Genomic DNA, 14,776 nt, shown 5'->3' on the forward strand with positions numbered 1-14,776 from the left:
AAGTTAATCCGTTACAAGGTTTTTTGTTTTAATAAGCTGCTGTCTTTAACGCATAAGCGCTGGTTCTCATTATTCTTATTTACCGATGCTCAGTACAGATTGGTCTGCTCCATAATGATAGTCGGCCTGGTTTTTTGCTTCGGCAACGTTTGATCCTTTAACAATAACCTGCTTGCAACGATCGCCGTTGATACTAAAGAACAAATCAGGCGGGGTTAAGGATCTCACCTGGTTAAAGGTAATCTGCCGGCTATTCTCAATATTTACCAGGGGTTTGGTATCCGTACAGTCAAAAATCACATTCTTTAAAGTAACGTTCTGGGCCTCCATAATATCTGCGCCCCGCTGCGACTTTATCGTTACGTTTTCCAAATAAATATCCTTGATACTCATCTCCGGCAGTCCGCGGATCAGCATGGCCCTGAGGGCCCCTTCACACACCAGGTTGTTGATATAGAAGTTTCTGAACTGCGGGGTACCTTCAGTTACGGCCGGGATCTCTACTTTTCCGTTGGTTTGGGCAAGAGTTGGCGCTTTGGTGTAATAGTACATATCAAAAAGGATAGCATCGTGCCCTATATCATGCATATAGATATCGCGTATAAAGATATTTTCTACAATACCACCGCGACCACGGGCAGTTTTAAACCGCAGCCCGTTGTCGGTTCCGATAAACGTACATTTCGATACGAAAATATCATGCGCCCCGCCCGACATTTCGCTGCCGATCACAAAACCGCCATGGGCATCATACACCACATTGTTTTGTATAACGATGTATTGCGATGGTTTCCCCCGCTGCCGGCCTTCCTCATCCTTGCCTGATTTGATACAGATCCCATCATCGCCGCAATCGAGCGTGCAATTTTCTACTTTAACGTATGAACAGGATTCGATATCCATACCGTCGCCGTTTTGGGCGTTTGGCAGGTTACGCACCCTTACGCCATCAAAAGTAAGGTTTTCGCATAACAGGGTATGCAGGCACCAGGCCGGCGAATTTTGAAAGGTGGTGTTTTGCAGCAGCACCCGTTTACAATTGACCAGCACCAGCATATTTGGCCTTAAAAAATCCTTGATCTCTTCAAAGTCTTTCATGGTTTTTGCAGCTGTTGTGTTTCCGCTGGCATTGCGGGCGCCTTTTGCATAGCTTTCAGATGGGTACCAGGTTTTACCGTCGGCGCTGAGCACACCCGAGGTAATCAGTTGTTTCCATTCGGGTTCGGTTACCCGGTCTTTCCCCAGCGCCCGCCAGGCTTCACCGTGCGCGTCAATCACACCATCACCGGTTATGGCAATGTCAGTCAGGTCGTTACCCGAAATTGGCGACTGGTTTCTGATGGTTTTACGGCCTTCAAAATTACCCTCTACCAAATGATACTGGCTTTTATCCGCCGTAAACTGCAACAAGGCCGAACGACTGATATGCAGGTTAACCTTACTTTTTAAAACAATAGGCCCGGTTAGCCATAATCCCGCCGGCACTAAAACTACGCCTCCACCCTTTTCGCTGCAGGCGCTTATCGCTTTATTAATACTCTGTGTATTCAGCGTTAAATCGTCTGCCCGGGCGCCGAAGTTAATAATGTTAAACGTATCGGCTTTAAACTGAGGCCGTATGATGCGGGGCAAATTATCCCACGAGTACGGTTGTTTTTGAGCGGATGCGGTTGTCAGCAAGAGTGTTGCCAACATCCCGGTAGTTATGATTTGATGTATTTTCATTCAATTATTTATTTCAGGGCTAAAAACCCGGCTCGGCCAGGCAATCTTTATATTCAGAAAGTAAAGAGAGCCGCCTTTCACGGCTCTCTTTCAAGCAAATTAATAACTCCACCTGGGGTCGCCGATAGGCGTACTCACATTACTTGCGGTGCGCAGGGGCGATCCAGCCGGCAAGGTAAAATCGGTAGTAGTGGCTGTCCAGCCAAGTACAACGCTTTGATTACCAATCATAGTGATGTTAGCCGTTGGGTAGGTTAAAGGCACAGGTGTTGCAGCGCCATTAGTAAAATTAAAGGTGTTATTATTATTAAAAACCGTGGCCGAACCTGCACCACTTGCCCTTAATACCACGTTTTGAACAGTACCTGCCGGCCTTGGAACATTAGCCAGGATACTATTGGTGATATTAAATTTAACCGGATTGGCGTTGGCATCCATCAACACGTATAGGCCCGACGCACCAAAATTATTGATGGTACAGTAATCAAAAGTGATCGTGGGCGCTGCGGAGGTTAATGTTGTTGAGCAACTCAGTAACTCGCGGCCGATATTGTACATGGTGGTTTTACTAAAGCTCAGGGTATTAAACTGCAGCTTATCCAGGTGCAGGAAAGTATAACCCAGTGTAGATGCCATATCATAAATAATACAGTTTTTCACAGTGATATTATCCATGGTATAGTCGCCGCCGGCAGCGCCGCGATTGGCCCGCATAAAGCTGGTTGTGGCGCCGTGTACAATACAGTTGCTGATAGTCACCTGTGTAAAGGCACACTTCTCGGCATCAGCGGCTACACCGGTTGGGTTAATAAAGTAAAGCGAGCCGGAAGCCGTCCCATCCAGTTCGATACCTGCAAAATTGATACCCGCGCCATTACCGCGCAAGGTGAACTCTTTATAATTAACCTTTGTATCCGTTGGGTTGCCCGATGTTGATTTAATAGAAACTGTTTTTTGCAGCAGTGTAAAGTTAGCCGATCCCGCGCTATAAGTACCTGGATTTAATCCGATTACAGCGTTATTGGCGGCGGCATTTACCGCGGCCACCAGGTCGGCACCCGAATTGAGTATGGTAGTGTAAACTGTTGCAGCCGGCGTGCTGAAGTTCAATAAGCCTTTACTTTTTGTCCCGGCAAATAGTTCGGCTACATAATCGGTGCCGGCGGTCAGTCCCGAAAACACTTTGATACCGCTGCCGGCCTCGCCGGTACTAATAGGATAGCTTGTTGATGTACCCGCTTTAGGGGTGATAGTAATATTTGTCAACCCGGCGGTCACGGTCCAGCGAAGCGTTACGCCGGTTTCCTTAAGTTCCAGATCACGGACCGGCAGAAAAAATTGTTCGCCGATGATGGTGAAGCCCGAACTAATCACCCAGTTTGATTCGGGTTGGTCCTGGTAGGCATTTGCTTTCAGGCGCATATAATATTTTTTGCGGATGGTGATCTTATCATCGGTTACAGTAAGACCGGCAGTATCTGTCTGCAAGGCAAATTCCGATGTCGCGAAGGTCGAGTCCTGCGAAAACTGCGCGGTATAGGTCAGCTTCTGGCCGGTGCTGAATAAAGAGGGTGTCCAGGTGATTTTTGCCGAAGTGGCGCTTGTTTTTACAGAAATGCCGCTGGGTTTAAATAAACGGGGCGGCTCCAGGCCCGCGTTCGGGTCATTCTTTTTACACGATGCCACGATAGCCACCGCTATGAGCAGGATGAGCCAGGCATTATTTTTAAAAGTTTTTAAGCTTTTCATATCTTTTGAGTTTTTAATAACCAAAATTTTGTTTGATGTTGGTATTTTGTAACAAAACCGACTGCGAAAAAGGTAATACCTCTTTTTTGTTCGACTCGAAATAGGTTGCAAATCCGTTAGAAGTACCTGTAATGGAAGTCTCGGAAAGTGCCTTACGCCAGTTCTTCGTCGTATAGCCCGTAGGCGCGGTAGCACTGCCTAAACCAGGTTGAAAAAGAGTGGCCGAAGGTGCACCGCCATAAGTGTCAAGTGTAGCTACTTCCTGTTGCGCAGTCACAATATTATAAGCTGCCGCCTTGGTATATACATATTGCGGAATAGCCGCGTATACGCCTTCGCCGTTCATCAGCTGACGCAGCTTCGTCCTTGTTTCGTCAAACTTGCTGGCCATTATATTCCACCTCATCAGGTCATACTTCCTGATGCCTTCGCCACCAAACTCTAATAACCTTTCCTTTACAATAGCCTGAAAAAACCCAGCGTAATCGGCAGGCATGGCAGGCATCCGGCTTTCGTAACCAACAAAAGCCCTTTTCCTTACTTCCATCAAGGCGCTTTGCCCGGCTGCTGTCGGGCCGCTGTTCAGTTCGTTATCCGCCTCGGCAAACATCAGCAGGATATCGGCAAACCGCAGCATAGGCCAGTTAACGGCCAGCGTTTGCGAAGTTCCGACGATATTGGTCCACGAGCGCCTGAATTTAGCGTCGGTCATATTGTCCAGCGTATTCATAATCTTCTGGCTGTTGGCGTCTATTTCGTAACAGGCTACAGTTACATCCCGGCGGCTATCGCCCAATTGGTCAAACTCGTAAAAATACGTCGCAATCATTAGCTCGCCACCGCCACCCTGGCCAAAGCGCGATGAAGCATTAATCCGCAATCCGTTATAATAACCCAGCTTAGTGTCGGTACGCGCGCCTGCACCATAGGCGCCGAGTTCAAACATCAGCTCATAGGTGGGGTCGCTGCGGGTTGCCGAATGCAATGATTTAAAGATATTCTCGTAAACCGGGTTCAGATCATGCTGGTCGCGGCGGGCCATCACATCCTTACACTCGTCATAGGCTATCTGATAGTACTTTTTATAGTCGCTGGTGCGCTCCATGGTATGGGTGTCCTTATTCATCATATAGCCGCCACGAAACAGCGCGATACGTGCACGGATGCCTTTAACGGCCCCCTTGCTCAGGCGGGTATCCGGATTGCCGGCTTCCGTGCGCCAGGGCACCAGGTCTTCAGCTTCCTTCAAATCATCCAGTAAATGGTCATAAATGGCAGAACCTGCGGTTACGGGCACATCTAACATAGGAGCATCGGCAGCTGGCACCCATTGCGCTACTACACTGCCCCAGTTACGTACCAGATGCAGGTAGAACTCGGCCCTAAGGGCCAGGGCCTCTCCCAAGTACTTGCCCATAACGGCCTTGGTAGTCGCGCCATCGGCATATAAAGGCGAATTGCGGATACCTTTGATACAAATATTGGCCCTTTCGATGCCCGCATACCATTGGTTGAAAGCGTTAGTGATCTCGGAGTTATCGGGCGTGGCGCCGTACATGCTAACCCCGCGGCGGTCCTGGGAACTGTAACTCCCCGACGTTTTAAAGTCGTCCGCGGTAAGCGCGTAGATGGTACCTTCCTTGGTCAGTCCGTTATCGCCGCATAACTGGTTATAGATCCCTATAATGGCTGAATTAGTATATGATGTACTGTTAAAGGTAGCTTCCTGCGATATGGTTGAAGGGGATTCAACATCCAGGTATTTTTTACAGGAACTGTTAAAAACAATGAGCAAGGCCGAAAGAATTATCGCGCTTGATTTTTTATAGTTAAGTTTCATTTTTTTCTGATTTATTGTTAAAAACTAACATCAATACCGGCAAGGACAAAGCGGTTACGCGGGTAAGCCGCGTAATCTACGCCCGGGGTAAGCGGGTTACCACGGCGGGTGTTGGCTTCGGGATCGTACCCTGTATATTTTGTAAAGGTGTACAGGTTATTAACCGTTGCATAAACACGGAACCTCGAAAACACTTTCGTCCGCTGTAAGAATTTCTTCGGCAGAGAGTAACCCAGTGTAACGTTGGTGATCCTTAAAAACGAACCGTCTTCAATAGCATACGAGGTCAGGATATACTGGCCTCCCGCCGGTGTCCAGAAAGTGGTATTTGCATTCAGCGCCGCAAGCTGGGTGGGGTCGGTAACACGTTGGCCATTCTCATCAAACGCCCGCCAGCGGTTAGCCACCTCGGCCAGCATGTTATTATCTTTATACAGGTACTGGCCGGTAAACTCTGTTTTATTGGCATTATAGGTTTTATTGCCGTAGGAGAAGTTCATGAAAACGCTGGCATCAAAACCTTTAAAGCTAAATTGCTGGTTAAAGCCACCTATAAACAGCGGCTGGGTTAAACCTAAAACCTTACGGTCGGCATCGCCCACTACACTGGTACCGTTGTCAACCAGTTTCTTCAGTTTCATATCGCCGGGCTGTGGCGCTTTTGAACCTAAAGCGGCAGCACCGTCATCGGCTATACCGGCTTTTAATTTATAGGAATAAGTATTAGCTGTGGAGTTGTAGGTTACATCAAAATCGCTGATCTCGTAACGGCCATCGCTAACATAACCGTAGATCTGCCCAACCGGGCCGCCAACCTGCGCAATAAAATCGAAGCCGTTAACGCCGCCCGAGGCCACCAGGTAAGAACTTTTTGGATTACCATACTGGTCTACCCCCAGGCTTACTATCTTATTACGGTTAAAGGCGATATTAAAACTGGCATTATAGGTAAACGCTTTATTGTTTACAATCACGCCGCTCAGTTGTAGTTCGACACCTTTATTTGAGGTTTTGCCGATGTTTTGAATTTGGGTAGTATAACCCGATGTAGACGGGATCTGTGAAGTAAGGAGCAGATCTTTGGTTGTATTGCTGTACACATCTATGCTGGCATTTAACCGGCCGTTAAATACACCGAAGTCCAGGCCCAGGTTACGCGAGATGGTGGTTTCCCATTTCACATTCGGGTTGGCAAAAGATGTGGGCGCAAAACCCGGCGTTACCGATTCGTCTACGGCGTAGCCGTTGTTGCTACTGGCCGCATAAAGCGTTTTATACAGATCTATACCAATGCGGTTATTACCGCCCGCGCCGTAACTCATCCTTAATTTCAGATTATCCAGCCATTTCAGGTCCAGTTTTTTCATAAAATCTTCCTCGGTAATACGCCAGCCTAATTGCCCTGAAGGGAAAACCGCATATCTGTTTGCAGGCGCGAACAGTGACGACCCATCGCGACGGACGATAAAAGAGGCCAGGTATTTTTCCTTATAAGCATAGGAGGCCCTGCCAAACAGCGAGAAAAGCCGCGTCCCGGATTCGGAAGTGGTGGGCGGATCCTGCACGGCGCCCGATGGCGGGGTTGCTTTCTGGATCCCGGCAAAGGCTTGCTCTGCTGTAATATCCACCGGCAGCCATTTGGTTTGATTACCTATACTGCGCGTTTTACCCTGGTTAATTTCTTCGCCGGCCAGCAAATTAATGCTGTGGTACTTACCTACATTGAAACCATAACTCAGCGTATTACTGTTGGTAATGGTTAATGTAGATGAGGTAGACAAGTCGACCACCGGCATATTGGCATTTTGGCGGGCTACACCAGTAACAGCACTACTAAACTGATCGGTCCTGCGGTCTGTTGATGTGATACCGAATACGGTTGAAATGGTCAGCTTTGGAATGATGCTGTACTGCGCATTAATACTGCTGATCACCTGGTTGGTATAATCGTTTTTAGTAACGGCATAGGCCCCTAAAACCGGACTGGTCAGATTGGTTAAGTTGGCATAATCCGGGTCGAACTGATCGATCTGGGTTTCCAGTCCCGGCGCTTCAAACGGACGGAACCTAACGGCGTTACGCAACTGGTTATTGCTTTGCGACCCTGTATTAGATGTACCCGCCCCAAATACGCGCTGGCGGCTGTAACGCGTATTAAAACCAAAGCGAAATTTATCCGACGCGATATTATCAAAACGGAAAGCGGCAAACGTGCGCTGGTTCCCCGAATTAAGCATGATACCATCCTCCTTAAGGTTGTTGGCCGTAAAGTTGTAGCTGGTAGTTTTGCTGCCGCCGTTAATGTTTACATTTTCTGATTGAGTAATGGCGTTCCGGCCAAAAACGCGGTCCTGCCAATCGGCAAACTTATAATTCTTATAAATGTCCAGGTCGCTGATACTCCCGTAGGTTTTTGTGAAAGCATCCTTAGTTTGTTGATCGGTATTGTAGTTATATAAGTGGTATTGGTATAAAATAAAATCGTAAGGTTTCATCACATCCAGTTCATTAGTAATCTTACGGATACCCGAATAACCGTTTAAGGTAACTACCGTCCGCGAGTTTTTGCCGGATTTAGTGGTGATCAATACCACGCCGTTAGCACCCCTCGAGCCGTAAATAGCTGTCGAAGCCACATCTTTCAGCACGTCAATCGATTGTATTTCTTGCGGTGAAATAATGGATAAGGCGTTTTCAACCTGCACCCCATCCACAATAAACAGCGGCGAATTGTCCTGCGTAATAGAACCGCCGCCACGTACGCGGATCAGGATATCAGCCCCAGGCTTTCCTTCGGTTGTAGTTACACTTACACCCGCCAGTTTGCCGGCCAGCGCTTCAGCAGCGGTACCAACCGGGAAATCGACCAGGTCTTTTGCCGTTACAGAAGAAACCGCGCCGACTACCGCGTTTTTGGAGATCGTAGAGTAACCGATGTTTACTACGGCTACCTCATTCAATTGGATCGCCGCGTCTTCCAACAGGGTAATGGTCACTTCTTTCTGGGCCGGGCTAACCCCAACTTCCTGCGGCCGGTAGCCAATATAGGAGGCTACAATGGTTACATTCCCCGCCGCCGGTATGTTCAGCTTAAACGCGCCGTTAATATCGGTTGCGGTAGCAGTGGTGGTTCCCTTAATTTTAATGGTAACGCCGATAAGCGTTTCATCATTCTTTCCAATTACTTTTCCCGTCAGCTGCCTTGTTTGTGCCCTGGCAGACATGCAGAAAAGCAACATCAGCACAACCTGAAGTAAAACTTTTTTCATAATTTGATTTTGGTTACACACCACAGCAGATCCGGGAATCCCTGACGGCGTTATTGTTTATAATTGATTTGGTTATTAAGGCAGCAGGAATGAATTTCATACTGCCCGAACGTTACAAACGTACCGGGAGGATCCCGAAAGAAGGTTCAATAATTATCGGAATGGGTTTGATAATTACCGCCAGGTTCGATTTTGTGCTGAATTATTAGAGTCCGCTTACGTCAGATTGGAAAATTTGCAGTTTTTCTCCTTTTTGAACAATAAAGGAACACTTCTCAAAACGAAGCTTTATGGCGTTATTGATCTGCATACCGGTTTTAGCGCTGATATGGACATCCTCAAAACGCAGGTTCTCCACGGGAGATTCGGGGATCCCCCAGATGATCAAAGCGCGGTCGGCATCAATTGCTTTGATGTTTTTGAAAACCATGTTACGGTAAACCGGGCTCCTGTCGCCTGGCGTATTGGCAACATCATCAGCAGGATTTTTGGGCTCGTGCGGGTAGTATGCTGATATATAAAAAGGCGTACGCACATTTTTCATAACCAGGTTGGTGTATTCCAATCCCTCCACTACCCCACCCCGGCCGCGCGAAGTTTTTATCCTGACGCCACAAGTTGTTCCATCAAACGTGCAATCACTTACTTTTAAATTGCGCAACCCACCCGATGTATAGCTGCCAATCGACAAGCCATGCCCATAACCGAACCGGCAATTGGTGATCAGCAGATTTTCACACTCCGGAACATTGCCCGCCTTACCGCCAAAGTTAATGGCTATGTTATCATCGCCGGTTTGGATATCGCAATCATCAATAGTGCAATTGCGCGCGGAAATATTAATGCCATCTGTATTATGAGAATTAGCCGGCGCGTTGATCCTGATACCATGAATATAAACATCGCTCCCGTCTTTCAGGGATATGTGCGTATTAGGGGGATTAAGAAAGGTAACGCCGGTAATTTCTATCTTGTTAGGATTACCGGCAAACAGCAGCTGCGGCCGGCGGTAGGTTAAAGCCTTGGCGTCATACTTTTCCCACCAGATCTTACCCTGCCCGTCTATAGTGCCTTTTCCCGAGATCCGGATATCTGCGCCGTTCAATACTTCTAAAAAGTTGGCATAGTGGTTATTGTTAATAACAGGATACTTTTCAATATCGTCGCTTAAACGCAGCACAGCACCATCGCTAATGATGAGTTCAGTCTTTGAATGCACGGTTAAAGGGCCGCAGAGGTAAACCCCGGCCGGGATCAGCACTTTTCCGCCATCGGCTCCCGCCAGGTCCAGCGCCTTTTGAATTACGGCGGTGTTCAGCGTTCTGCCATCAGCCACAGCGCCGAGCGTACTGATATCAAATACTTTTTCGGGTATAATGGGGAGGTGCTGGTACTGGGCAAAGGAGGGCATTTTAAATGCTAACAATAGCGTAAAAGCGACTAAAGCCACCAGGCGCATTCTGAACGTTGGTTTGAGACCCTGCTCTTGAAAGATATTGCAAACGACTGCTGACATACTTTTAAATTTTCAATCAAAATTAGGAGGAATAGCGCGACAGGAGGTCTAAAAAATAACGTATTGGGTTTAAAATTTGACCAACTTAACCTTAATGCGGTTTCGAAAGCGGGTCGGCATCGGTATGCTTTAACTTCAGATAATCGGATGGTGATAACTGATATTTAGCTTTAAAACAGGTGCTGAAATACTTCGAATTGTTAAACCCTACCGTATAGCCAACCTCTGCAATATTCTCCAAGCCGGCATCAAAGTACTGTTTGGCCCTTTTTAGCCGCATATCGCGCACAAATTCAACCGGGGCTATCTGGGTAAGGCTTTTAAACTTACTATAAAAGGCGGTGCGGCCCATGTTAACCATGCCGGCTACCGTGTCGATATTAAAGTCGGCATCCGCCATTTTCTCTTCGACTATTTCCAGCACCCGCTTAAGGAAGGTTTCATCTTTAGAGGTGATGGTGATCTCGCCCGGATTTAATTCTATCAACTTTTTGCCATTGATAAGGCCTTCGGCTATTTGCTTGCGCCTGTTAAGGATGTTGGCGATAGCTGCCAGCAAAAATTCATTGTTAAAAGGCTTGGTAATGTAATAATCTGCACCGTACTTAATGCCTTCTATCTGGCTCTCTATGGCGCTTTTAGCCGACAGTAGTACCACGGGAATATGACTGGTGGCCAGGTCATTTTTTAATTTATCCAGCATTTGTACACCGTTCAACCCCGGCATCATAATATCACTAATTACCATATCCGGTAAAATGCGCTGCGCTTTACATAAACCATCTTCCCCGTTCTCTGCCACTTCAACGCGGTACATGGCGCTCAGCTGGGTTTTCAGGAATGTTCGCATATCTGGATTATCTTCTACCAGCAGCACCAGCGGCGTATGTGCCCGATGCGCCCCGGACAATGCTGATACTACCGGTCCAGGTATAACGGTATCTTCCGGAGCATCTGCTAAAGCAGAATTATCTTGCAACAGGTCCGCAGCCACGTCGCCGGCAAACGGCCTGCTCGCCGGAAGGGTAATGGAGACGGTAAGCCCCCCTGCCTCATTATTCCTGGCCGTAATCCCTCCCTGGTGGAGTTCTACCAGTTCCCTGGATAAGGCCAGCCCTATCCCTGTCCCTTTTAACTGCTCGCCTTTACCGGGGGCACCCTCGTAATAAAGTTCAAAAATATCCTGCAATTCATTCGGGCGCACGCCTGTGCCCTGGTCTGTAACCTCTATCAGGAGCGCTCCGTCGCTTGCTTTAGTGGTGATACTCACCGTGATGGCTTTACCTTCAGGCGTAAATTTATAAGCATTGCTGATCAGGTTATACAGTACTGTTTCAATTTTATCAGCATCCAGCCAGGCATAAATAATAGCCGGATCACTCACTACGTGTAATAAAATATTTTTTTCGCGCGCCAGTTCATTAAAGTAAGCCCCGATATCCTTAACAAATGCCACAACATCAATTAAGGAGCAATTCAGTTTGGCTTTACCGCTTTGCACCTTGCGCAGGTCCAGCAACTGATTGATGAACCTGGTCATCCGGCTGGCATTACGGCGTACCACCTGCAGGTATTGGTTCCCTCTATCAGATAACTGCTCCGTTTTTGCGATCTCTTCCAGCGGATTAAGAATTAAGGTGAGCGGCGTCCGTAACTCGTGAGAGATATTAGTAAAAAATTTCACTTTCAATTCGGTCAGCTGGTGTTCTACGGCTATCCGCTGCCGCAAACGCAGCATAGCGAGGGCGGTACGCCGGATGATCTCAAAAATGGCAACAGCGATCAGTCCATAGATCAGATAGGCCCACCAGGTGCGCCAGGGCGGGGGCAGGATTGTAATGGCGAGTTGTTTAACAGGGACATTACGATAAAGATCTTTATTTACACATTTCACCTCAAACAGGTAGTCGCCTGGTGGCAGATTGGTAAAGGTGGCCCTCCGCTGGCTTTGATTATTTTGCCATACATTGTCAAACCCTTTTAGCCGGTACAGGTAGGTCTGCTTATCGCTGCCCCGGTAATCCAGCACGGTATAGTCGATACTGAATATATTTTGCCGGTAGTTCAGCCTGATCCCGCTGGCATTATTGATATTGCTGTTCAAAGCCGATCCTAACCCGGCCACGCTCATATCCGCACTATTAACCTGAAGATTAGTAAAAGCCATACGGGCATCTATCGGATAATCTTTAATGGCTTTTGGTGCAAATGATAAATAACCCTTAATTGTTCCAAACACCAGCGTGCCATCGTGCATGCGCTGGCATGATGCTTCTGAAAATGCTACCGGCACACCATCATAAGAATTGTAGTTCTGGAAACGTTCGTTTTCAGGCTCAAAACGCGAAAGGCCGCTTTGGGTTGCCACCCATAAATTATGGCTCAGGTCTTCGGTACAGCTGACTAAATAATCGTTTGGCAAGCCATTTTTGGTGGTGTACACTTTGAACTTAAAATCCGCCGAAAACGGGTCGCCGAGCGCCAGGTTGATTCCGCCGCCTGAAGTTGCCAGCCACATCCGGTTTTTTGAATCCCGTAAAATAAACTGCACATCGTTATTGCCGAGACTGGAGATATCACCCGGTTTTTTTCGGTGGCTGGAAATCCTGAATTTGGCTCCGTTAGGGTCCAGTACCGCCAATCCGTTGGTGGTACCTATCCAAATGCGGCCATTTTGGTCGGTGGTGAGGCAGCGTATTTTACGAAACCCGCTATGCGGATTGCCTACGGACAGATCGCCCAGCCTGGAAAAACCGAATCCGGATTTGTTGGGGACCACCAGGTTTAAGCCTTCGTCAAAGGTGCCTACCCATATCCGGCCCCGGGCGTCCTGCAGCAAGGCGTATATTTCATTACTGCTCAGTGTATGCGGATCATCCGGATCTGATTGATAATGGCTGAGCCGGTAGCGTGTTTCGGTGGCATTTACCGGTTCGGCACGATACAAGCCGTTGGCTTTTGTGCCCAACCAAATAGCGCCCAACCGGTCCTGCATCATACTGTATACTAACCCCAGGCCGTCTTTCGGCATATTTATAAAATCCATCGCCACCCGGCGCCCATGGTCCAGCACATACAGTTTTCCGCTTTTAACGCCAAGCCAAAGCCTGTTCTTCCGGTCGCAAAGCAGCCCCCGCACCTCGTTGTCCGACTTGAACATCCAGGGATCTATCAGCAATTGCTGGTTAAATCCATTTGGCTGAAAAATGACCTTTTCGATACCTCGCTGATCGGTATGAAGCCAAAGTATGCCATCCGGATCATAGTACGTTACATTGACGATATTTGAGAATAGCCGGTTTTGCGATCCTGGTTTATTGTAAAAATAGGCTATGCTATCCGCTGCTTTATCATAATATCCAAACCCGCCGTCTTTCAGCACGGTCCAGATCATCCCTTTGTTATCCTGAAATACCTTGAAATGACTGCCGGCATAATTGTATTTGGAATCATTTTTCTGTGAATAGGTTTTAAACGTATGATCGGCTATATGATAACGAATAACGCCTTTTTTATGCGGTTCTATCCACAAATTCCCGTCCCGATCATCATAAATTGAATATAAAGGGACATCCTTAATATAAAGTGCTGAGGAAAACTGAAGGCTGGACGTGTTTACGGTGATCAACTCGCCCGAAGAAGTCGCTACATAAAGCGCCTGCTTATCCGTGCTCAACTGCAACCCGTTCAAACTGCCTTTACTAAGCGCTAAACCAGTAAACAACTGCTTGCTTCTGTCATAAATAACTAACTGGCCTTGCCTGGTTGCAAAATATAATTTGTTGTTGGCCCCGGTAACCGCCGTGTAATTAAACCGCCCGTAATTACCGGATGTGTAAAGATGCGATTGAAAAACACCCTGTGCATTCTTATCCATATAAACCAGGCCATCCGGCGTCCCCAGCCAGATAGTGCCTTTACTGTCCTTATGCAAAAAATTCACCTTGTTAGATGGCAGCCGGAAGCCATCCGGATTTCCTTTACGATAAACGTAATAAGCGGAGGCATCGGCGCGCGTATCGGGCACCCAGATCAGACCATTATTGAGGGTTGACAGCCATAACATGTTTCCTTCGGAAGCCACAATACGGTCGAATGTTATTTGCGATGGCTCTTTTAGCTTAAGAATTGATGCAAGGGGCTGAAATTGTTGCGAGCTTTTATCAAACCGGTACACCTGGCCATCATAAGCTTTGATCCAAAGATGATTGGCCTGATCTTCGGTGATCTGATCGATCCGGTCATTCTTTAGTTGAGACATATCACCCGGAGATGATTTAAAAGACAGGAAACGGTGCCCGTCGAAACGGTTGATCCCATCCCAGGTGCCAAACCACATGAACCCTTCCCTGTCCTTAAACATACAGGTAATAATATCATGCGATAATCCATCTTCGGTGGAGTAGTGCTCTATCTTGCTTTTCGGCTGTGCAAATACGGTGCCGGCAGTAGCAATCAAAGACAAAGCAATAAAGAGTGGATTGATTAAAATTTTTCTCATCTGTTACTCCGTTACACCCCAAACACAGCATACCTCGTTATAGTGAGATAAATATAAACAATCGATTGTTTAAAGCTATATTTAAGTTTACTAATAATTGATTTATCTAAAAAAGATTTTTGAGGTTTATCAAAAGTAGACAACTATCTCCCGATAACGAAATGATTTCGTAATAA

At 47.3% G+C, this 14,776-nt stretch carries 6 protein-coding genes; all 6 read right to left on the bottom strand.

All coding sequences use genetic code 11. From position 1 onward, the window contains the following. Window positions 1–75: 75 nt before the first annotated feature. Window positions 76–1,725 carry a glycoside hydrolase family 28 protein gene (locus AC07M6_RS10280; protein WP_494889045.1) on the bottom strand — a complete coding sequence of 550 codons (1,650 nt, stop codon included), beginning with the start codon at window positions 1,723–1,725 and terminating at the stop codon, window positions 76–78. A gap of 99 nt (window positions 1,726–1,824) precedes the next feature. After that, on the bottom strand, window positions 1,825–3,474 hold the full coding sequence (locus AC07M6_RS10285) for a DUF4957 domain-containing protein (RefSeq protein ID WP_494889047.1): 1,650 nt from the start codon (window positions 3,472–3,474) through the stop codon (window positions 1,825–1,827). Window positions 3,475–3,487: 13 nt separating this feature from the next. After that, a complete protein-coding gene (locus tag AC07M6_RS10290) occupies window positions 3,488–5,314 on the bottom strand; it encodes a RagB/SusD family nutrient uptake outer membrane protein (RefSeq protein ID WP_494889049.1) in 1,827 nt (608 codons plus the stop codon). A 17-nt stretch (window positions 5,315–5,331) separates the two neighbouring features. After that, window positions 5,332–8,583 (bottom strand): SusC/RagA family TonB-linked outer membrane protein, encoded by a 3,252-nt coding sequence (locus tag AC07M6_RS10295; protein ID WP_494889051.1) that lies wholly within the window; start codon window positions 8,581–8,583, stop codon window positions 5,332–5,334. Between the two features lie 205 nt (window positions 8,584–8,788). Further along, window positions 8,789–9,994 (bottom strand): glycoside hydrolase family 28 protein, encoded by a 1,206-nt coding sequence (locus AC07M6_RS10300; RefSeq protein WP_494889053.1) that lies wholly within the window; start codon window positions 9,992–9,994, stop codon window positions 8,789–8,791. Window positions 9,995–10,190: 196 nt separating this feature from the next. After that, a complete protein-coding gene (locus tag AC07M6_RS10305; protein WP_494889055.1) occupies window positions 10,191–14,600 on the bottom strand; it encodes a hybrid sensor histidine kinase/response regulator transcription factor in 4,410 nt (1,469 codons plus the stop codon). Window positions 14,601–14,776 lie beyond the last annotated feature (176 nt).

This window comes from Mucilaginibacter sp. GW821-FHT07H05 (assembly GCF_059418485.1).

Bases quoted from the DNA above. Each gene is read 5' to 3' on its own strand.
- AC07M6_RS10280 (WP_494889045.1), bottom strand. From the start codon at position 1,725: ATGAAAATACATCAAATCATAACTACCGGGATGTTGGCAACACTCTTG.
- AC07M6_RS10285 (WP_494889047.1), bottom strand. From the start codon at position 3,474: ATGAAAAGCTTAAAAACTTTTAAAAATAATGCCTGGCTCATCCTGCTC.
- AC07M6_RS10290 (WP_494889049.1), bottom strand. From the start codon at position 5,314: ATGAAACTTAACTATAAAAAATCAAGCGCGATAATTCTTTCGGCCTTG.
- AC07M6_RS10295 (WP_494889051.1), bottom strand. From the start codon at position 8,583: ATGAAAAAAGTTTTACTTCAGGTTGTGCTGATGTTGCTTTTCTGCATG.
- AC07M6_RS10300 (WP_494889053.1), bottom strand. From the start codon at position 9,994: ATGCCCTCCTTTGCCCAGTACCAGCACCTCCCCATTATACCCGAAAAA.
- AC07M6_RS10305 (WP_494889055.1), bottom strand. From the start codon at position 14,600: ATGAGAAAAATTTTAATCAATCCACTCTTTATTGCTTTGTCTTTGATT.